The sequence below is a fragment of the Mycolicibacterium vinylchloridicum genome, from assembly GCF_013404075.1.
GTDB classification, from domain to species: domain Bacteria; phylum Actinomycetota; class Actinomycetes; order Mycobacteriales; family Mycobacteriaceae; genus Mycobacterium; species Mycobacterium vinylchloridicum.
On record NZ_JACBJQ010000002.1, the window covers coordinates 1 to 19,163 of the forward strand.

Consider the following 19,163-nt stretch of genomic DNA (forward strand, 5'->3'; position numbering starts at 1 on the left):
CCACCACCGGCACCCGAACCGCCGCCGCCACCTCCGCCGGCACCCGAGCCACCGCCTCCGCCACCTCCGGACGCGCCTCCACCGCCGTAGCGGTGTCGGAGCCGCATGCGAACATATGTTCGTGTTCGGCGATCGGGCGACCATCCTGCACGCTGACCTCGACTCGTTCTACGCCTCGGTCGAGCAGCGCGACGACCCGACGCTGCGAGGCCGTCCGGTGATCGTTGGGGCCGGTGTGGTGCTGGCCGCCAGCTACGAGGCCAAGGCCTACGGGGTGCGCACCGCGATGGGCGGCCACCAGGCTCGCCGGCTGTGCCCGGCTGCGGTGGTCGTCCCACCGCGGATGTCGGCCTACAGCCAGGCCAGCGACGACGTGTTCGCGGTCTTTCGCGACACCACCCCGCTGGTCGAGCCGCTCTCGGTGGACGAAGCGTTCCTGGATGTGGCCGGGCTGCAGCGTCTGTCGGGCGATCCGGTCACGATCGGGGCGCGCCTGCGCCAAGAGGTTCGCGACCGGGTCGGGCTGCCCATCACGGTGGGCATCGCCCGCACCAAGTTCCTGGCCAAGGTCGCCAGCCAGGAAGCCAAGCCGGACGGTCTGCTGCTCGTTCCGCCGAGCGGTGAGCTGACGTTCCTGCATCCCCTTCCGGTGCGCCGACTGTGGGGCGTGGGTCCCAAAACCGCCGACAAGCTCGGCTCGCACGGAATCCACACGGTCGCCCAGGTTGCCGAGCTCAGCGAGTCGGCGCTGGGGTCCATGGTCGGCCCCGCGATGGGCCGGCAGCTCTACTGCCTGTCGCGCAATATCGACCGGCGCGCGGTGAGCACCACCCACCGCCGCCGCTCGGTGGGCGCACAGCGCGCGTTGGGCCGTCAGCGCAGAACGTCTGCCGAGCTGGATGCCGTCGTGATCGGCCTGATCGACCGGATCACCCGCCGCATGCGTTCGGCGCAGCGTACTGGCCGAACTGTGTTGTTGCGCTTGCGCTTTGAGGATTTCACCCGTGCCACCCGCTCACATACGATGGCCAGGGCCACCGGGGCGACGGAACCGATTCTGGCCGCCGCGCGTGGGCTGGTCGCCGCAGCCGAACCCTTGATTGCCCAGCGGGGCATCACGTTGATCGGGTTCGCGGTGTCCAACATCGACCCCGACGGTGCCCAGCAATTGGAGCTACCGCTGGACGGTCGATGCCCCGCCACCGTGGACTTGGATTCCGCCGTCGATGAGGTCCGCCGCCGCTATGGAAATGCGGTGCTCACCCGCGGCGTGCTGGTCGGGCGAGATCCCGGTTTGGAGATGCCGCACCTGCCGGATTAGCCGGCATTCAGATCGTCGCGGGTGCCGGATCGGTCGTGACATCGGCCGGCCTGCTGTTCGACACGCTGGTGGTGCGCTCGCTGCTAACTCCTTCGCGGGCAGCACTTCTCGGTCGCTGGTTCTGGTGGCCGAGCCGTGAGCGTGTCCTGACACCGGTTGGCAGCTAACCGGCCCAGCTCACCAGTTTGTCGACGGGCCAGGTGGTCACGATCCGCTCGACCGGAACGCCGTTGTCGAGCGCCCGCTGCGCGCCGTAACCGAGGAAGTCGAGCTGGCCCGGGGCGTGGGCGTCGGTGTCGATCGAGAAGTCGCAACCGATCTCCAGCGCCAGCTTGAGCAGCCGGGTCGGTGGGTCACGGCGCTCTGGGCGCGAGTTGATCTCCACGGCGGTGTTGTTGTCCCGGCACGCGGTGAACACCTTCTCGGCGTCGAACTTCGATTCCGCCCGAACGCCGCGGTTGCCGGTCACCAGCCGGCCGGTGCAGTGGCCCAGCACGTTGACCCGCGAGTTGGACACCGCGCGCACCATCCGCCGGGTCATCGCCGGCTCATCCATCGCCAGCTTGGAATGCACACTCGCGACGACGATGTCGAGGCGTTCCAGCAGTTCAGGCTCTTGGTCGAGGGTGCCGTCCTCGAGGATGTCGACCTCGATGCCGGTGAGGATCTTCAGCGGCGCCAATTCGTCGCGCAGCTCATCGATGACGTCGAGCTGCCGGCGCAGCCGGTCGGCGGAGAGCCCGTTGGCGATGGTCAGTCGGGGCGAGTGGTCGGTGAGCGCGCAGTATTCGTGACCCAGGGCGGCCGCGGTCGCGAGCATTTCACGGATCTGGGCCGATCCGTCCGACCAGTTCGAATGCAGATGCAGATCGCCGCGCAACGCTGCCCGTATTTCGCCGCCACCGAGATCAGCTGCGGCGCTCCGCAATTCGACGAGCGCATCCGGTTCATGGCCTGCCCAGGCCTGAGCGATGACCTTGGCTGTCTTCGGACCTATGCCGGGGAGCGATTGCCAGCTGTTGGCACGGCCGTGCCGCTCGCGGGTCGATTCGTCCAGCGCCTCGACGACGTCGGCGGCCTTGCGGTAGGCCATCACCCGCCGGGAGTCCTCGCGCGCGCGGTCCTTGTAGTACGCGATCTCACGCAGCGCGGCTACCGGGTCCATGGCTCCAGTGTGCCCCGCAACGCCGATTTGGCCGGGCAGGGCAGTTCCGGCTACATTGATTGCGGTTTTATTCAATCCATCAACTACTCAATCCGAGGATCGCGGTGCCCTCCAGCTTCCCCGGCGGCGCCGATCGGCCGCTCTACGAAATCAAAGCGAACCTGTTCAAGGCACTCGCGAACCCGGCTCGTATCCGGATCCTCGAGATCCTGTCGGCCGGCGACGAACCCACCGCCGTGAGCGAGATCCTGGTCGCCACCGAGATCGAGCCGACGCTGCTGTCCCAGCACCTGGGCGTCCTCAAACGCCACCACGTCGTGACGGCCGAACGCGTCGGCAACGCCGTCTTCTACCAACTCACCCACCCCTCCATCCGGGACCTGCTGGTGACTGCGCGAAGTTTCCTGGCCGACACCCTCAAGGCCCGACACCAGCAGCTCGAGGCATTCGACGCCCTCCCCCCGGTCGGAAATCCGCGATGATCGCCACGGCGGCCGGCCAGCTGTCGCGGCTGCTGCCCCGTCTGTCCGACTACACCGGCCTGCGCCGGTCGTGGCGTCGCGACATCCTCGCCGGCGTCACGGTCGGTGTGGTGGCTCTTCCACTGGCGCTGGCGTTCGGCATCAGCTCGGGGGTCGGCGCGGCTGCCGGTTTGATCACCGCAGTCGTTGCGGGCCTGGTCGCCGCGGTGTTCGGCGGCTCGCACGTCCAGGTGTCCGGACCGACGGGCGCGATGGCGGTGGTGCTCGCCCCGATCGTGGCCCAGCACGGCATCGGCAGCATCGCACTGGTCACAGTCCTGGCCGGGGTCATTGTGCTGGCGGCGGGCATCACCGGCCTTGGCCGCGCCGTGACGTTCATCCCGTGGCCCGTCATCGAGGGTTTCACGCTCGGTATCGCGGCGATCATCTTCCTGCAGCAGGTCCCTGCCGCGTTCGGCGTCGCCGCGCCGGCCGGAGAGCGCACCCTGCCCGCGTCCTGGCGGGTTGTCTCCCACACCGACTGGACGTCGGCCTGGCGAACACTGGCGATCGTCGGCCTCGTCGCCCTGCTCATGGTCGGTCTGCCGCGGCTACACCGGGGGATTCCCGAGTCGCTGACCGCAGTCGTCGCGGCCACCGTCATCGTGGTGGCGTTCCACGTCCCGGTGGGCACGATCGGGAACCTGCCGTCACATCTGCCGGCACCGCTCATGCCGCACGCCGACCCGGGCGCGCTGCGTACCCTGCTGGGCGCCGCGGTGGCCATCGCCGCGCTGGCCGCCATCGAATCGCTGCTGTCGGCGCGGGTAGCGGCGACCATGTCGCCGACCGGCCCGTACGATCCCGACCGCGAACTCGTGGGGCAGGGTCTGGCGTCGATGGCGTCGGGCCTCTTCGGTGGCATGCCCGCCACCGGTGCGATCGCGCGCACCGCGGTCAACGTCCGATCCGGTGCCCGGACCCGGTTGGCGGCCATCGTGCACTCGGTGCTGCTACTCGGGGTGGTATATCTGGCCACCGGACCTGTGGCGGCAATTCCGTTGTCCGCCTTGGCCGGTGTGTTGATGGTGACGTCCTTTCGGATGATCTCGGCGGGCACCATCCACAAGATCCTCCGCTCGACCCGCTCGGATGCCCTAGCGTTCGTACTCACCGCTGTGGTCACGGTGTGCTTCGACCTGATCGAGGCGGTGGAGATCGGGATCCTCATCGCGGCGTTCTTCGCGCTGCGCACGGTGGCGCGACGCAGCAGCGTGGTCCGCGAGGACCTACCCGGCCCGCATCAGCCCGGCGATGAGCGGATCGCTCTATTGCGGTTGGACGGCGCCATGTTCTTCGGCGCGGCCGAGCGGCTGTCCACTGCGATCACCACACACCCCGACGTATCGGTCGTGATCATCCGGATGTCGCAACTCGGCATGCTCGACGCGACCGGCGCCCACACGCTGGCCGAGATCGCCGAAGATCTGGAGGCGCGAGGCATCACCGTCATCATCAAGGGAGTTCAGCCCGAGCACATGGCGTTGCTTGCCAATATGGGCATCGTGGACGCGTTGCGCCACGAGAACCATCTGATCGATTCACTCGACGACGCCATCGCGCATGCGCGCTCACACGTGTCGGGCGCTGTTTACCCGTAGAAACTGCCGGGTACAAAAATCCTCATGTCGGCTCTCCATTGGGTGATCACGTACCTCAGCATCGCAGCGCTGGTGACCGGTGGCGCCATGGTGTTCGCCGCCTGGTCACACAAGACTCAGCAGTCGGTGCGTGCGGCCGCTATTCCGGCCCTCCTGGCCGGTGCGGTGTGGCCGCTGGTACTCGCGGGATTCGCCCAATGGCTGCTCGTCTACGCGATCGCCAGGACACTACGCAAGCAGCCCGAACGTAACAGCGCGGTCGTCTACTACGGCTCGCCGAAGGTCAACGCCACGTAGCACTCACAGGTAATCGGACTAGGCTCGGCCCAGTGCAATTCGCCTTCAAAACCTCACCGCAGAACACCACGTGGGCCGACATGCTGGCGGTTTGGCAGGCTGCCGACGAGATCGACATCTACCACTCCGGCTGGACATTCGACCACTTCTATCCGATCTTCTCCGACTCCACCGGCCCGTGTCTGGAGGGCTGGACGACGTTGACCGCGCTGGCACAGGCGACCACTCGACTGCGCTTGGGCAACCTGGTCACCGGCATCCATTACCGCCATCCCGCGGTGCTGGCGAATATGGTCGCTTCGGTCGACATCATCTCCGGGGGTCGCCTGGAGCTGGGCATCGGCGCGGGGTGGAACGAGGAGGAATCCGGCGCCTACGGCATCGAGCTGGGCAGCATCAAGGAGCGCCTCGACCGCTTCGAAGAAGGCGTCCAGGTGCTGATCGGCCTGCTCAGCCAGGAGACAACCACCTTCGCCGGGACCTACTACCGGCTCGAGAACGCGCGCAACGAGCCCAAGGGTCCGCAGCGGCCGCACCCGCCGATCTGCATCGGCGGCAGCGGGGAGAAGCGGACGCTGCGCATCGTCGCCAAGTATGCCCAGCACTGGAATTTCGCCGGCGGTACTCCCGAGGAGTTCGCCCATAAGCGCGACGTTCTGGCCGCCCATTGCGCCGACATCGGCCGCGACCCGAGCGAGATCATGCTCTCAGCCCATGTCCGGCTGAGCGAGGACCACGACTACGCGAAGGCGATCGACGAAGCCGCGGCGCTGGCTGCCGCGGGACTGGATCTGGCGATCATCTACCTGCCCCCGCCGCACACTCCGGCAGTGCTGGAACCGCTCGCCGAAGCGATTCGCGATTCGGGGCTGACCGACACCATCGCCTGATCTCTGGCTGCAGTTCGCAGGGTTCTTCACAGTTAGGGTGCGCGATGCGCCGCCGATGCGCCATCATCAACTCGCCACCACGGCGACGCTGGGGAAATCGGGGAGATGGTCGGCGCGGGCGAGGAATCCGTCAATACGTGTGGGTCGTGCGGTAACGACCTTCGCGCCAGAGCGCAGTTCTGCGACGTGTGCGGCTCGGCTGTGGTCTGGCAGTCGGTACGAGGCGAATACAAACAGGTGACCGTCCTGTTCGCCGATGTTGTCGGTTCCATGCGACTGGCGGCCTCATTGCGTCCCGAGCAGCTCCAAGCGGTGATGCACGAGTTGTTCAACCGCACCGCGGCGGTCATCCAACGCTTCCAGGGCACCGTCGCAATGTTCACCGGTGACGGTCTGATGGCGCTGTTCGGTGCGCCCCTGGCCCTGGAAGACCACGCGCTGCGTGCCTGCATCTCCGCTCTGGAGATCCAATCGGTCACCAAACAGTTCGCTGCGGAGCTGCTTCGCGCCGACGGTATCGACCTGAAGCTTCGGATCGGACTCAACTCGGGTGAGGTGGTGGCGGGCGAAGTCGGTTCGGGCCGCGGCACCTATACCGCTGTCGGCCACCCGGTCGGGATGGCTCAGCGGATGGAGAGCGCAGCACCACCGGACGGTGTTCTCTGCTCCGAGTCGACAGCTCGCCTGGTCGAAGGATCGGCCACATTGGGGCCACTGACCAACGTCCGCATCAAGGGCTCCGACGAACCGGTCCCCGCCGCACAGCTGCTCGAAGTGCGGCTGGATCGAATGGTGTTGGGCCGCAGCGAGAGTCAACTCGTCGGACGCGATGCCGAGTTCGGTGATCTCACCGGCATGTTCGACGCGGGCCAGGGCGGCACGGTGCGCGTCGTCGGAGCACCCGGGCTGGGCAAGACCTTACTAACGCACCAGTTCGCGGAATACGCGGCAGCCCGCGACGCCAGAGTCGTGGTTGCGCGTTGCGAAGCCCACACCACCGGAGTCGCGTTCCGGGCACTGGCACGCACTTTACGGGCGCTCTTCGACGTCGACGGCCTGGCTCCGCCGGAAGCGCGCGCCCGGGTCGCCGCGCACTGTGACGCATTGCCCTCTGAATCGACCGACATCCCAATGCTTTTCGACGCGATGGGCATCGCAGAAGGTGATGCTCCACCGCAATTCAGTGTCGACGGCCGTCGACACCGGCTGGTGGAGATGATGACCGGCGTGATACGCGCCCAAGGCCGGCGCACCGTCTTCGTCCTGGAGGACGCACATTGGATCGACGGCCCCAGCGATGACGTGATCGCTGCCTTCGCGACCGCCGTCGCCGAGACCGGCGCCATGTTCGTCACGACATATCGGCCCGAGTTTCGCGGCGCCCTGCACCGGAGTTCGACCCACACCATCGAATTGGGCACTCTCTCGAACGCGGCCGCCGAGCAGGCAGTGGCCCAGATACTGGGCAACGACCCGTCGACCGTGCAGCTCGGTCAACAAATCGCGCAGGCCGCTGCCGGCAATCCCTTCTTCGCCGAAGAAATCGTCCGCGACCTCGCGGGCCGCGGGGTGCTCAAGGGAAATCGCGGCGGCTACCGAGTGTCCGGAACGGTCGACCACATCTTTGTGCCGGCGACGGTCCAAGCGGTTCTGGCGGCGCGGATCGATCGACTTCGTCCCGAGACGAAGTCGATCCTCAACGCCGCGGCCGTGATCGGCTCGCGATTCGACGTCGACACATTGCAGACGGTCCAGCCGCAGACCACACCCAACTCGATGGCAGAGCTGGTTGCGGCCCAACTGATCGACCAGACGGAGTTCGTTCCCGCACAACGCTTCTGCTTTCACCATCCACTGGTCCGCACAGTGGCCTACGACTCGCAGCTGCATGCCACCCGAGCCCGCACGCACAACGCGGTGGCCGAGGCGATCCAGCGGCGGCCGAGTTTCTCAGACGAGAGCGCCGCCATGGTCGCAGCACATTTGGAGGCCGCCGGCCAGCGCTCGGATGCCTACCTGTGGCGCATGCGTGCGGCCGCATGGCTTCGCCCCAGGGATCTTGCCGCCGCGCGGTCCCAGTGGGACAGCGCACGCCGGATCGCGGATGGATTGCCCGACAGCGATTCAGAGACGCTGCAGAGGCGCATCTCGCCACGAACAATGCTCGTCTCGACCACCCTGTACGTCCGCGACGAGTTCGCCACCGACGACACCTATCGAGAACTCCGCGAGCTGGCGATGCGAACCGGGGACACAACGTCGTTGGCGGTCGGGATGGCTGGGCGAATTTTCTCGATGTCGGTCAACGACAGTCGGGCCTCGGATGCCAAGCCGTTGGCGTCCGAGCTCTACGTCTTGTCCACCGAGATCCGCTGCGATGCAGCGACCAAGGCGCTGATGCTGAACTCTGTAGCGTTCACCGAGTTCGCCAACGGGGAGTTCCGCTCTGCGCGCGCGGTCGCGGAGGAGATCCTCCGCTTGGCACCCGAGTGTCCGGTGACCGAGATCGCTCCCGCGCAGGCGCTTCTCGGACTGGTTCAGACATGCTTGGGCGACGTAACGCCCGGCCTGCGCAACCTCCGGGTCGCGCTCGAACGGGTACGTTCGCTCCACCCCGTGATCGTGGCTTCGGTGCAGCTGTATTCGGCGCTGGTCGCGGCATTGGGCCTCGTCGACCCCGGTGAGCTGCTCAGCGGTGCCCACGAGGCCTGGCAGCGCGCCGAGTCGTTCGGCGATATCTGCGGGACGATCATGGCGGGCTGGACCTACGGCACGATTCTGTTGCGCACGTCAGATCCACGCGACGAGGAGGCCCTTGGTCTTCTCCGACGCGCGCGGGCCACGGCCGACGAGCATCGATTGGGCGCGTGCTCCCTGGCCACGATCTCGACCGATCTCGCACTCGATGCGGCGCGCAACGGTCACCTCGAGGACGCGATCAGGGAACTGCGCGCGAGCTTCGAACGGTTCTTGTCCGGCTTCCCCACGTTCGCGGCCTTCCCCGGCGAGGCGCTGGTCGAGTTATTGGTCGGGCGCGGGTCACCAGGGGACCTCGCCGAGGCGGACCGGGTTCTTGCTCGTTGGCATGAATGCGGATTCGACATCCCCAGCCTGCGACTCTGGTCGTCACGAGCGCAGGCGCTCATCGCCCGGGCACACGGAGACGCCACCGCCTTCCACCGCTGCGCCGGCGACTATCTCGCGCTCTGCGAACAGCTGAGCGCCATCGGCAGGCTCGACGATGCCCAGCGCCTCGCCGCCGAGGCCGGCGTGAAGACGGCGCCACGGTAACCGCGATGGCGAAAATCCTGGCCTACACCTCCCCGGCACTCGGTCACATGTTGCCGATCAGCTCGCTGCTGACGGAGTTGGCCAGCCGGGGGCACCGGATCCATCTGCGGACGCTTTCCACCTCAGTGGAGATGGCAACGCAGTTGGGATTCGAGGCGTCGGCGATCGATCCGCGCATCGAGGCGATCGAACTCGACGACTGGCAGGCGGCCAGTCCGCGTTCGGCTCTGCGGCTGGGGGTTCAGGCATTCGGCCGGCGGGCAGGCTACGAGGTGGCCGACCTGGCCGGTGCCGTTGCCGACTTCGGTCCGGACGCCCTGGTGATCGACGTCAATTGCTGGGGCGCCTTGAGTGCGGCCGAGGCCGGCCCCATTCCATGGACCTGCTTCACGCCCTACACCCCTGCGCTGCGCTCACCGGGTGTTCCGCCCTTCGGTCTCGGCTTGCGGCCACTTCCCGGGATCCTCGGCAGGGCACGGGACGCAGCGGTCGGGGCGGTGGTCACGCGTTCCCTCGAGCGGATCATGCTGCCGCCGATCAACTCGGTCCGGCATGGCGTCGGTCTGGCCCCCGTCGACTCGATGGACGAGTTTCTTCGCCGTGCCCCCTTCACGCTTGTCGCCAGCGGCAAGCCATTTCAATATCCGCAGACGCAGTGGGGCCCCGGTGTGCAGATGATCGGGCCGTGTGCCTTTGACCCGCAGCCGGAAGCGGCGCCCGACTGGCTGACGGCGATCGAACGCCCGATCGTGCTGGTGACCACCTCGTCGGAGAAGCAGGACGATGTCGTTCTCGTCCAGACGGCGATCGCCGCACTCGCCGAGGAGCCCGTACACGTCGTGGCCACGATGCCGGCCGGCGGCGCCGATGAGGTGGCGGCCGGGCCACACGTGACGGTCTGCGAATTCATCTCCCACAGCCGGGTTCTCGAGCGGGCTGTCTGTGCGGTAACCCACGGCGGCATGGGCGCGACGCAGAAGGCTCTGGCCTTCGGCGTGCCCGTGTGCGTCGTGCCGTTCGGCCGGGACCAACTCGAGGTCGCCCGGCGGGTCCAGGTGGCGCGTTGCGGGACGCGTCTGGCAGCAGGAAAGCTGTCGCCGCCGCGGCTGCGGCGGAAGATCCGGCAAGCCATGGAGATGACGGCCGGCGTCGAGAAGGTGGCAGAAGGATTCGTCAATACCGGAGGGGCCCCACGCGGGGCCGACCTCGTCGAACGCGAGCTGCTCGGGCGCACTGGGAATGCGACGTGATCCAGATCTGTAGATAACAGCTTGGTAACGACGGGCAAAGCTGAATCGGCGCCAAGCGCGCCGGAAATCAGTTGCTAGAACCCGTAGTGCAGGAGTTCGGCGCGAGTGACCAGGCGCTCGTGCTTGGCCGGGAACTCGCGACTCTTCACCGGGTGGCGGAAGAAGGACCAGGCGATACGCCCGACCCGCGTGCGAGATATCGGGTTGAGGTACACAAGGATCACTCCTGTGGTCGAATCTCGGTCTTACCGGGTCACCACTTTACCGCAGCACCCGCTCCAGCAATTAGACACAGATCACACCGCAAACCGCAATAGGCGCGCCGGTAAATAATCCGATGATTCGCCTGTGGCAGCAGTGACTGCTGGGACCCGAACGGATCGGGTCCGCTCAGCGCTGCGGAGCGGCCGTCGGTTTGATCGGCGCCGGCAGCGCAGAGTGCCCCATCAGGTAGCGATCGACTCCCGCGGCCGCGGCGCGGCCCTCGGCGATCGCCCACACGATCAGCGACTGGCCACGGCCCATGTCGCCGGCGACGAAGACGCCCGGCACCGAGGTGGCGAAGTCCTTGTCGCGGCTGACGTTGCCGCGCTCGTTGAGCTCGACACCCAGGTCGGTGAGCAGGCCCGGCTTCTCCGGTCCGACGAAGCCCATCGCCAGCAGCACCAGGTCGGCCTCGAGCTCGAAATCGGTGCCGTCCACCTTCTCGAACTTGCCGTTCTTCATCACCACTTCGTGTGCACGCAGCCCGGTGACCTTGCCGTCGGAACCGATGAACTTCTCGGTGTTCACCGCGAACAGGCGCTCGCCGCCCTCTTCGTGCGCCGAGGCCACCCGGAACATCAGCGGGTACGTCGGCCATGGGGTCGAGTCGGCCCGGGTCTCCGGCGGGCGCGGCATGATCTCGAACTGGTGGACGCTCACCGCACCCTGCCGGTGGGCGGTGCCCAGGCAGTCGGCGCCGGTGTCGCCGCCACCGATGATGACGACCTTCTTGCCCTTGGCGGTGATCGGCGGCTCGCCGTTCTCGTCGACCACCGGATCACCCTGCTGAACCTTGTTGGCCCACGGCAGGTACTCCATGGCCTGGTGGATGCCGTCGAGCTCGCGTCCGGGAACCGGCAGGTCGCGCCAATCGGTCGCACCCCCGCTGAGCACCACGGCGTCGTAATTGAGCCGCAGCTGAGCGACCGTGAGGTCGACGCCGACATTGACTCCGGTGCGGAACTGCGTGCCCTCGGCCTCCATCTGCTCGAGCCGGCGGTCGATGTGGCGCTTCTCCATCTTGAACTCGGGGATGCCGTAGCGCAGCAGGCCGCCGATGCGGTCGGCGCGCTCGAAGACCGTCACCTGGTGCCCGGCCCTGGTCAGCTGTTGCGCGGCGGCCAGGCCCGCGGGACCCGACCCGACGACCGCGACCTTCTTGCCGGTCATCTTGTCCGGCATCATCGGCACGACCCAGCCCTCGGCGAAGGCATTGTCGATGATCTCGACCTCGACCTGCTTGATGGTCACCGGATCCTGGTTGATGCCCAGCACACAGGATGCCTCGCACGGCGCGGGGCAGAGCCGTCCGGTGAACTCCGGGAAGTTGTTGGTGGCGTGCAACCGCTCGATCGCGTCGCGCCACCTTTCCCGGTAGACCAGATCGTTCCACTCGGGAATCAGATTCCCCAGCGGGCAACCGTTGTGGCAGAACGGGATACCGCAATCCATGCAGCGCGAGGCCTGGGCCTCGAGGGTCTCGTGGGAGAAGCCTTCTTCGTAGACCTCTTTCCAGTCCTTCAGCCGCAGGTCGACCGGCCGGCGCACCGGCGTCTCACGGTGGGTGTACTTCAGGAAGCCGCGCGGATCAGCCATTGGCTGCCGCCATGATCGCGTCGTCGACGTTCTCGCCCTTGCGCTCGGCCTCGGCGATGGCGGTCAGAACCGACCGGTAATCGCGCGGCATCACCTTCACGAAGTGCTTCAGTTGAGACTCCCAGTCCGACAAAATACGTTGTCCCACAGCCGAATCAGTAGCATCGACGTGAGCGACGAGCATGTCGCGCAACCATTCGATGTCCTCGCCGTCCAATCGCTCCAGATCCACCATCTCGGTGTTGAGGTTGTCGCCGAGATGGCCATGCTCGTCGTAGACGTAGGCGATGCCGCCGGACATGCCCGCGGCGAAGTTACGGCCGGTAGGTCCGAGGATCGCCACCTTGCCACCGGTCATGTACTCGCAGCCGTGGTCGCCAACGCCTTCGACCACGGCGTGGGCGCCCGAGTTTCGCACCGCGAACCGCTCGCCGACCTGACCGCGCAGGAACGCCTGCCCGCTGGTCGCGCCGAACAGGATCACGTTGCCCGCGATGATGTTGTCCTCGGCGACAAAGTCACTCGGTGCGTTCTCGGACGGGCGCACCACGATTCGGCCGCCAGACAGCCCCTTGCCGACGTAGTCGTTGGCATCTCCGTAGACACGCAGCGTGATGCCCTTGGGGACGAAGGCGCCGAAGCTGTTGCCCGCCGACCCGTCGAACGTGATGTCGATGGTGCCGTCCGGAAGCCCTTGTCCCCCATGCACCTTGGTCAACTCGTGGCCGAGCATGGTGCCGACGGTTCGATTGACGTTGGCGATCGTGGTCGAGAAGCGGACCGGTGTGCCGGAATCGATCGCCTCGCGGCTCTGGGTGATCAGCTGCTGGTCGAGCGCCTTGTCGAGACCGTGGTCCTGGCGCGAGCTGCAGTACAGGTCCTGGTTCATGAACGCCGAATCGGGCTCGTGCAGCACCGGAGAGAGGTCCAGCTTGTGGGCCTTCCAGTGCTCCGCGGCCTGCGCAGTGTCCAGCGCTCCCACCTGGCCGACCATCTCGTTGACGGTGCGAAAACCCAACTGCGCCATCAGCTCCCGAACCTCTTCGGCGATGAAGAGGAAGAAGTTCTCGACGAACTCGGGCTTGCCCGTGAAACGCTCACGCAGCAGCGGATTCTGGGTGGCAACGCCGACAGGACAGGTGTCGAGATGACATACCCGCATCATGATGCAGCCTGCCACCACCAGTGGGGCCGTGGCGAAGCCGAACTCCTCGCCGCCGAGCAGCGCGGCAATGACGACGTCGCGGCCCGTTTTGAGCTGGCCGTCGACCTGCACGACGATACGGTCGCGAAGTCCGTTGAGCAGCAACGTCTGTTGGGTCTCGGCAAGACCGAGCTCCCACGGTGCGCCCGCGTGCTTCTGCGAGGTGAGCGGCGTTGCTCCGGTGCCGCCGTCGTGACCGGAGATGAGCACGACGTCGGCGTGCGCCTTCGATACGCCGGCGGCGACGGTACCGACACCGTTCTCGCTGACCAGCTTCACGTGCACACGGGCCTGTGGGTTGGCGTTCTTCAGGTCGTGGATCAGCTGCGCCAGATCCTCGATCGAATAGATGTCGTGATGCGGCGGCGGCGAGATCAGGCCGACGCCGGGCGTCGAATGCCGCACCTCGGCCACCCACGGGTATACCTTCTTACCCGGAAGCTGGCCGCCCTCACCGGGTTTCGCACCCTGGGCCATCTTGATCTGGATGTCGGTGCAGTTGGTCAGGTAGTGCGATGTCACACCGAAGCGGCCGGAGGCCACCTGCTTGATCGCGCTGCGCCGCCAGTCACCGTTGGCGTCATGCTCGAAACGGCTGGTGGCCTCGCCACCCTCGCCCGAGTTCGACCGTGCCCCGAGGCGGTTCATCGCGATCGCGAGCGTCTCGTGCGCCTCCGCCGAGATCGAGCCGTAACTCATTGCGCCGGTGGAGAATCGCTTCACGATCTCGCTGGCCGGTTCCACCTCGTCGATGGAAATGGGTGGGCGGACGGCATCCTCGCCGGTGCGGAACTTGAGGAGGCCGCGCAGCGAGGCGAGCCGCTCACTCTGGTCGTCGACCAGTTTGGTGTACTCCTTGAAGATCGAGTACTGGCCGGTGCGGGTGGCGTGCTGCAGTTTGAAGACGGTATCGGGGTTGAAGAGGTGGTATTCGCCTTCGCGACGCCACTGGTACTCGCCACCGACCTCGAGCTCGCGGTGCGCGCGCTCGTCGGGACGATCCAGGTAGGCCAGAGCGTGACGGGCGGCGACGTCAGCGGCGATGTCCTCGAGGTCGATGCCGCCAACCGGACAGGACAGCCCGGTGAAGTAGTCGTCGAGCACCTGCTGGCTGATGCCGATCGCCTGGAACAACTGGGCGCCGGTGTAGGACGCCAGCGTCGAGATGCCCATCTTGGACATCACCTTCAGAACGCCCTTGCCTGCGGCCTTGACGTAGTTGGCCTTGGCCTTGTCGCTGCTGATATCGGCGATCACGCCGCGGTCGCACATGTCCTCGATGGACTCGAACGCCATGTACGGATTGATCGCGGCGGCGCCGAACCCGAGCAGGGCGGCCATGTGGTGCACCTCGCGGGCGTCGCCGGCCTCGACGACGAGTCCGACGTGGGTGCGAGTGCGGTCGCGCACCAGATGGTGGTGCACGGCAGACACGCTCAGCAGTGACGGGATCGGGGCCAGCGATTCGTTGGACTCACGGTCGGAGAGCACGATGATGCGAGCACCGTTGCGGATGGCCTGCGAGACCTTGGCGCGGACGTCGTCGAGCGCCTCCTTGAGCCCCTGGCCCCCGCGGGCGACCGGGTAGAGGCAGCGGATGACGGCGGCACGCAGGCCGTGCTTGTGACCGCGGATCTCGTGATCGGGGTCGACACACATCAGCTTCGAGAGGTCGGCGTTGCGCAGGATCGGATTGGGCAGGATGATCTGCCGACACGAGTCCGCGGTGGGGTTGAGCAGGTCACTCTCCGGGCCGACGGTCCCCTGCAGGCTGGTGACGACCTCCTCGCGGATGGCGTCCAGCGGCGGGTTGGTCACCTGGGCGAACAACTGCTGGAAGTAGTCGAACAGCATGCGTGGACGCGCCGACAGCACGGCGACCGGGGTGTCGGTACCCATCGAGCCGAGCGCTTCGGCTCCGGTGCGCGCCATGGGCGCGACCAGGAGGTTGAGCTCCTCGTAGGTGAAACCGAAGGCCTGCTGCCGCAGCACCACGCGGTGGTGCGGCATGCGGACGTAGTCACCGGGCGGCAGGTCGTCGAGATGGAACTGGCCGGCGTCGAGCCACTCCTGGTACGGCTCGGCCGCGGCGAGCTCGGCCTTGATCTCCTCGTCGGAGACGATGCGGCCCTGCGCGGTGTCCACCAGGAACATGCGGCCGGGCTGCAGGCGCATCTTGCGCACCACAGTCGACGGGTCGAGGTTCAGCACGCCGGCCTCGGATGCGAGGACGACGAGCCCGTCCTCGGTGACCCAGACCCGGGACGGGCGCAGCCCGTTGCGGTCGAGGACGGCGCCGATCACGGTGCCATCGGTGAAGCACACCGAGGCGGGGCCGTCCCACGGCTCCATGAGCGACGAGTGGTAGGCGTAGAAGGCGCGCCGCGCCGGATCCATCGACTCGTGGCGCTCCCAGGCCTCCGGGATCATCATCAGCATCGAGTGGGCAAGGCTGCGCCCGCCGAGGTGGAGCAGCTCGAGCACCTCGTCGAAACGCGCGGTATCCGAAGCCCCCGGCGTGCAGACCGGGAAGATCTTGTCGAGGTCCTGCGCCGAGCCGAAAACGTCGCTGTTGATGAGCGCCTCGCGGGCCCTCATCCAGTTCTCGTTGCCGGTGACGGTGTTGATCTCGCCGTTGTGGGCGACCCGGCGGAACGGGTGCGCCAGCGGCCAGGACGGGAACGTGTTGGTCGAGAAGCGCGAGTGCACGATGCCGAGCGCGCTGGTGAGCCGCTCGTCCTGCAGATCGAGGTAGAACGCCTTGAGCTGCGGGGTGGTCAGCATGCCCTTGTAACAGAACGTCTGACCGGAAAGACTTGGGAAATAGACGGTTTCGCGTCCGGGACCGTCCTGGCCCGGACCCTTGGTGCCCAGTTCGTGCTCGGCGCGCTTGCGTACGACGTAGGCGCGGCGTTCCAGTTCCATCCCGGAGGCGCCCCCGATGAACACCTGCCGGAACGTCGGCATCGCATCGCGGGCCAGCGCGCCGAGGGACGAATCGTCGGTCGGCACGTCGCGCCAGCCGAGCAGCGTCAGGCCTTCGGCCTCGACGATCTTGCCGACGGACTCGCACGCCGCAGCGGCGTCGCGCGACGACTGCGGCAGGAAGGCGATGCCGGTGGCGTAGCTGCCCTCCTCGGGCAACTCGAAGTCGACCACGGCGCGCAGGAAGGCGTCGGGAACCTGCAACAAGATGCCCGCACCGTCGCCGGTGTTCGGCTCTGCGCCCTGGGCGCCGCGGTGCTCCATGTTCAGCAGCGCCGTGATGGCCTTGTCGACGATGTCGCGGCTGCGGCGGCCATGCATGTCCGCGACCATGGCGACGCCACACGCGTCGTGCTCAAATGCGGGGTTGTACAGCCCGACACTCCTGGGCATTCGCACCTGACCCTTCACAAGCTTTTTTGCGCGGTGGTTCGTCGACGTCACCGCGCCCCGCCAGGGATTCCTCCGTGCGTCACTGAACGGGGCTCCACTGTGGTGTCAACAAGTCGTAAAACGATATGTCAAACCCCCGCTGACATGCCAACTTAGTCTAGGCTAAGTCGGTTGCTCTCCTGCCTCGCGCCGAGCATCTGGAGCTGAAGGGGCTCAGCTGCGGAATCCGTTGTCAGTGCCCCCTTTTGGCGTCGCGATCGCTCGTTTGGGCGCCCCGGTTCGGACGGAGTGGTCCGCCGGAGCGGTTTTGGGCTGTTTGCTGAAGGCGTACCCCAGTGAGGCGCCAGGTGCGGGATACCTCACATCACCACGGATCGCCGTCACCGCGACCTGGGTCAACGGCCGGCCTGGGACTTTGCGCAAACTCTGGTCGGATTCTTAGAGACCGGTTGCCGCCCGGCCGGCGACCAGGGAAATTGCGAATACAGCGATACTGGTCACGATGACCGACCGTGACGACTTCCAGCGCGACCGCTACCGGCGGCCGCCGCCGGGGTATTCGGCTGGGCCACCCACGGAGCGGATCCCCCGCATCGAGCTGCCGCTACCGCCGCAGCCCACGCCCGCCCAGCTGCCCTATCCCCCGCTGCCGATGCCGGCTACCGCGCCTGCCCGCCCGCCGAAGCCCAAGCCGGCCAGCGGGTGGCGCCGCACTGTTCACGCGGCGACGTTCGGGCTGGTGAACCTCGGCCCGTCGCGTCAGGAGCAGCGCCAGGCGGCGATGGAGGCCATGGTGGCCGCCCCGTTGCGCGGCCACTACAAGATCGGCGTGCTCGGCAAGGGCGGGGTCGGCAAGACGACAGTGGCGGCCAGCGTCGGATGTGTGCTGGCCGAGCTGCGCCGCGGGGATCGGGTGGTGGCGGTCGACGCCGACACCGCGTTCGGCCGGCTCGGCAGCCGGATCGACCCCCGAGCCGGCGGCTCCTACTGGGAGCTGGCCAAGAACAAGAACCTGCAGTCCTTCGCCGAGGTACTCACCCGGATGGGCAGCAACTCCTCCGGGTTGTTCGTGCTGGCCGGGGAGAACGGCAGCCGCCGCGGGCTTCTGGATCCGGCGATCTACCGCGAGGCCTCCATGCGCCTGGACCGGCATTTCACGATCTCGATCGTGGACTGCGGGTCGACGATGGACGCCCCGGTCACCCAGGAGGCGATGCGCGACATGGACGCGCTGATCGTGGTGTCCTCGCCGTGGCCGGATGGCGCGTCGGCGGCCGCGCAGACGATGGAATGGCTTGCCGCCCACGGCAAAACGGGGCTGATGCAACGCTCGGTGATCGTGCTGAACGATTCCGACGGGCATTCCGACAAGAGCACCCGCGGCGTGCTGGCCGACCAATTCCGCGCGCGCCGTCAGGCGGTGGTGGAGGTGCCGTTCGACCCGGGCCTGCGGCCCGGCGGGGTGATCAACAACACCGGCGAGATGTCGGTGCCCACCCGGCGGGCCTTCGTCGAAGTGGCGGCGGTCATTTCGCAGTTCTTCGCGACGATCCCCGGCCGTGGACCACACCCCCGCTGACCCGCTGCCGCCAGGGACCGTGATCGGCCGGTACACCGTCGATGCGGTTCTCGGTTCGGGTGCGATGGGCACCGTCTATCTGGCTCATGCCGCGGGCTTCACGCATCAGTTCGCCCTGAAGGTACTGCGCCCCGACTCCCCCGCACCGCTGGCCGTGGCCCTACACCATCCGAACATCGTTCCCACTTTCGAGCAGGGCCAGGGCCCAGCCGGAATCCGTTGGTTGGCAATGAGTTACGTGTCCACGGCGGATGCTGACACCGAGTTGCGGGCGGGCCGGATGCCTCCCGAGCGAGCACTGCGAATCGTTACCGAGGTGGCCGGCGCACTCGATCACGCCCATTCCCGCGACATCGTCCACGGCGACGTCAAGCCGTCGAATTTTCTCCTCGCCGACGATGACCGGGCCATGCTCGCCGATTTTGGGGTGGCACGACACATCGGTGAGTCTGCGCCGTCGGCGCCGGACGGGGCGGTGCTCGCCTCGGCCGCATACGCCGCCCCGGAGGTACTACGCGGCGAGCCGCTCGGGCCGGCCGCCGACGTCTACGCGTTGGGCTGCTCGCTGTTCCGGTTGCTCACCGGCAAGCCGCCCTTCTTCGATGCAGGCTCCAAAGATGCTGTGGTGCACGCGCATCTGTATCGGTCGGCACCGAGTGTCACGCAGTACGCGCCGTGGCTCCCGGCGGTTGCCGACGAGTTGGTGGCGACCGCGCTGGCCAAGAATCCCGCGGCGCGCCATCCCAGTGCCGGGGAGTTGGCGCAGGCCGCGCTCGCCCTGCGAGCACAGCCGGGCAGCGGCTGAC

Annotated in this window: 13 protein-coding genes and 1 pseudogene; 10 read left to right on the forward strand and 4 right to left on the reverse strand. The window is 67.2% G+C overall.

Annotation, left to right across the window (positions count from 1 at the left end):
• The first annotated feature begins 115 nt into the window (after positions 1 to 115).
• Together dinB and HPC46_RS01940 are read left to right on the forward strand one after the other, a co-directional pair.
• Positions 116 to 1,321 (forward strand): DNA polymerase IV, encoded by a 1,206-nt coding sequence (gene dinB / locus HPC46_RS01935; RefSeq protein WP_179466535.1) that lies wholly within the window; start codon positions 116 to 118, stop codon positions 1,319 to 1,321.
• A pseudogene (locus tag HPC46_RS01940) lies at positions 1,288 to 1,488 on the forward strand (MMPL family transporter); the annotation flags it as partial. The gene dinB and the pseudogene HPC46_RS01940, both read left to right, overlap by 34 nt.
• On the opposite strand, the gene HPC46_RS01945 reads toward HPC46_RS01940, so the two are convergent.
• On the reverse strand, positions 1,485 to 2,486 hold the full coding sequence (locus tag HPC46_RS01945; protein ID WP_179466536.1) for a PHP domain-containing protein: 1,002 nt from the start codon (positions 2,484 to 2,486) through the stop codon (positions 1,485 to 1,487). The pseudogene HPC46_RS01940 and the gene HPC46_RS01945 sit on opposite strands and share 4 nt — an antisense overlap.
• A gap of 104 nt (positions 2,487 to 2,590) precedes the next feature.
• Here HPC46_RS01945 and HPC46_RS01950 point away from each other — a divergent pair, with 104 nt between their 5' ends.
• From HPC46_RS01950 to HPC46_RS01975, 6 genes are all read left to right on the forward strand, one after another.
• Positions 2,591 to 2,968: an ArsR/SmtB family transcription factor gene (locus tag HPC46_RS01950; protein WP_179466537.1), complete on the forward strand. Its 378-nt coding sequence runs from the start codon at positions 2,591 to 2,593 to the stop codon at positions 2,966 to 2,968.
• Positions 2,965 to 4,608, forward strand: a complete 1,644-nt coding sequence (locus HPC46_RS01955; RefSeq protein ID WP_179466538.1) for a SulP family inorganic anion transporter — start codon at positions 2,965 to 2,967, stop codon at positions 4,606 to 4,608. Before HPC46_RS01950 ends, HPC46_RS01955 begins: the two co-directional genes overlap by 4 nt.
• Positions 4,609 to 4,632: 24 nt before the next feature.
• On the forward strand, positions 4,633 to 4,905 hold the full coding sequence (locus HPC46_RS01960; RefSeq protein ID WP_179466539.1) for a hypothetical protein: 273 nt from the start codon (positions 4,633 to 4,635) through the stop codon (positions 4,903 to 4,905).
• A 32-nt stretch (positions 4,906 to 4,937) separates the two neighbouring features.
• Complete coding sequence (locus HPC46_RS01965; protein WP_179466540.1) at positions 4,938 to 5,795, forward strand: LLM class F420-dependent oxidoreductase; 858 nt, start codon at positions 4,938 to 4,940, stop codon at positions 5,793 to 5,795.
• 237 nt (positions 5,796 to 6,032) lie between these two features.
• Positions 6,033 to 9,086: an ATP-binding protein gene (locus HPC46_RS01970; RefSeq protein WP_325096538.1), complete on the forward strand. Its 3,054-nt coding sequence runs from the start codon at positions 6,033 to 6,035 to the stop codon at positions 9,084 to 9,086.
• Between the two features lie 5 nt (positions 9,087 to 9,091).
• On the forward strand, positions 9,092 to 10,336 hold the full coding sequence (locus tag HPC46_RS01975) for a glycosyltransferase (RefSeq protein WP_179466542.1): 1,245 nt from the start codon (positions 9,092 to 9,094) through the stop codon (positions 10,334 to 10,336).
• Between the two features lie 74 nt (positions 10,337 to 10,410).
• On the opposite strand, the gene HPC46_RS01980 is transcribed toward HPC46_RS01975, so the two are convergent.
• From HPC46_RS01980 to gltB, 3 genes are all read right to left on the reverse strand, one after another.
• A complete protein-coding gene (locus HPC46_RS01980; RefSeq protein ID WP_171819876.1) occupies positions 10,411 to 10,560 on the reverse strand; it encodes a hypothetical protein in 150 nt (49 codons plus the stop codon).
• Positions 10,561 to 10,726: 166 nt separating this feature from the next.
• Positions 10,727 to 12,196 (reverse strand): glutamate synthase subunit beta, encoded by a 1,470-nt coding sequence (locus tag HPC46_RS01985; protein ID WP_179466543.1) that lies wholly within the window; start codon positions 12,194 to 12,196, stop codon positions 10,727 to 10,729.
• Positions 12,189 to 16,778 (reverse strand): glutamate synthase large subunit, encoded by a 4,590-nt coding sequence (gene gltB, locus HPC46_RS01990; protein ID WP_179466544.1) that lies wholly within the window; start codon positions 16,776 to 16,778, stop codon positions 12,189 to 12,191. The genes HPC46_RS01985 and gltB overlap by 8 nt, the downstream gene beginning before the upstream one ends.
• A gap of 502 nt (positions 16,779 to 17,280) precedes the next feature.
• Here gltB and HPC46_RS01995 point away from each other — a divergent pair.
• Together HPC46_RS01995 and HPC46_RS02000 are read left to right on the forward strand one after the other, a co-directional pair.
• Positions 17,281 to 18,357 carry a MinD/ParA family ATP-binding protein gene (locus HPC46_RS01995; RefSeq protein ID WP_179466545.1) on the forward strand — a complete coding sequence of 359 codons (1,077 nt, stop codon included), beginning with the start codon at positions 17,281 to 17,283 and terminating at the stop codon, positions 18,355 to 18,357.
• Positions 18,338 to 19,162, forward strand: a complete 825-nt coding sequence (locus HPC46_RS02000) for a serine/threonine-protein kinase (protein ID WP_179466546.1) — start codon at positions 18,338 to 18,340, stop codon at positions 19,160 to 19,162. The genes HPC46_RS01995 and HPC46_RS02000 overlap by 20 nt, the downstream gene beginning before the upstream one ends.
• The last annotated feature ends 1 nt before the right edge of the window (position 19,163 follow it).

What these genes read in the sequence shown, in the direction of transcription:
- dinB (WP_179466535.1), top strand. Translation starts at nt 116, where the DNA reads ATGTTCGTGTTCGGCGATCGGGCGACCATCCTGCACGCTGACCTCGAC.
- HPC46_RS01945 (WP_179466536.1), bottom strand. Translation starts at nt 2,486, where the DNA reads ATGGACCCGGTAGCCGCGCTGCGTGAGATCGCGTACTACAAGGACCGC.
- HPC46_RS01955 (WP_179466538.1), top strand. Translation starts at nt 2,965, where the DNA reads ATGATCGCCACGGCGGCCGGCCAGCTGTCGCGGCTGCTGCCCCGTCTG.
- HPC46_RS01960 (WP_179466539.1), top strand. Translation starts at nt 4,633, where the DNA reads ATGTCGGCTCTCCATTGGGTGATCACGTACCTCAGCATCGCAGCGCTG.
- HPC46_RS01975 (WP_179466542.1), top strand. Translation starts at nt 9,092, where the DNA reads ATGGCGAAAATCCTGGCCTACACCTCCCCGGCACTCGGTCACATGTTG.
- HPC46_RS01985 (WP_179466543.1), bottom strand. Translation starts at nt 12,196, where the DNA reads ATGGCTGATCCGCGCGGCTTCCTGAAGTACACCCACCGTGAGACGCCG.
- gltB (WP_179466544.1), bottom strand. Translation starts at nt 16,778, where the DNA reads ATGCCCAGGAGTGTCGGGCTGTACAACCCCGCATTTGAGCACGACGCG.
- HPC46_RS01995 (WP_179466545.1), top strand. Translation starts at nt 17,281, where the DNA reads ATGACCGACCGTGACGACTTCCAGCGCGACCGCTACCGGCGGCCGCCG.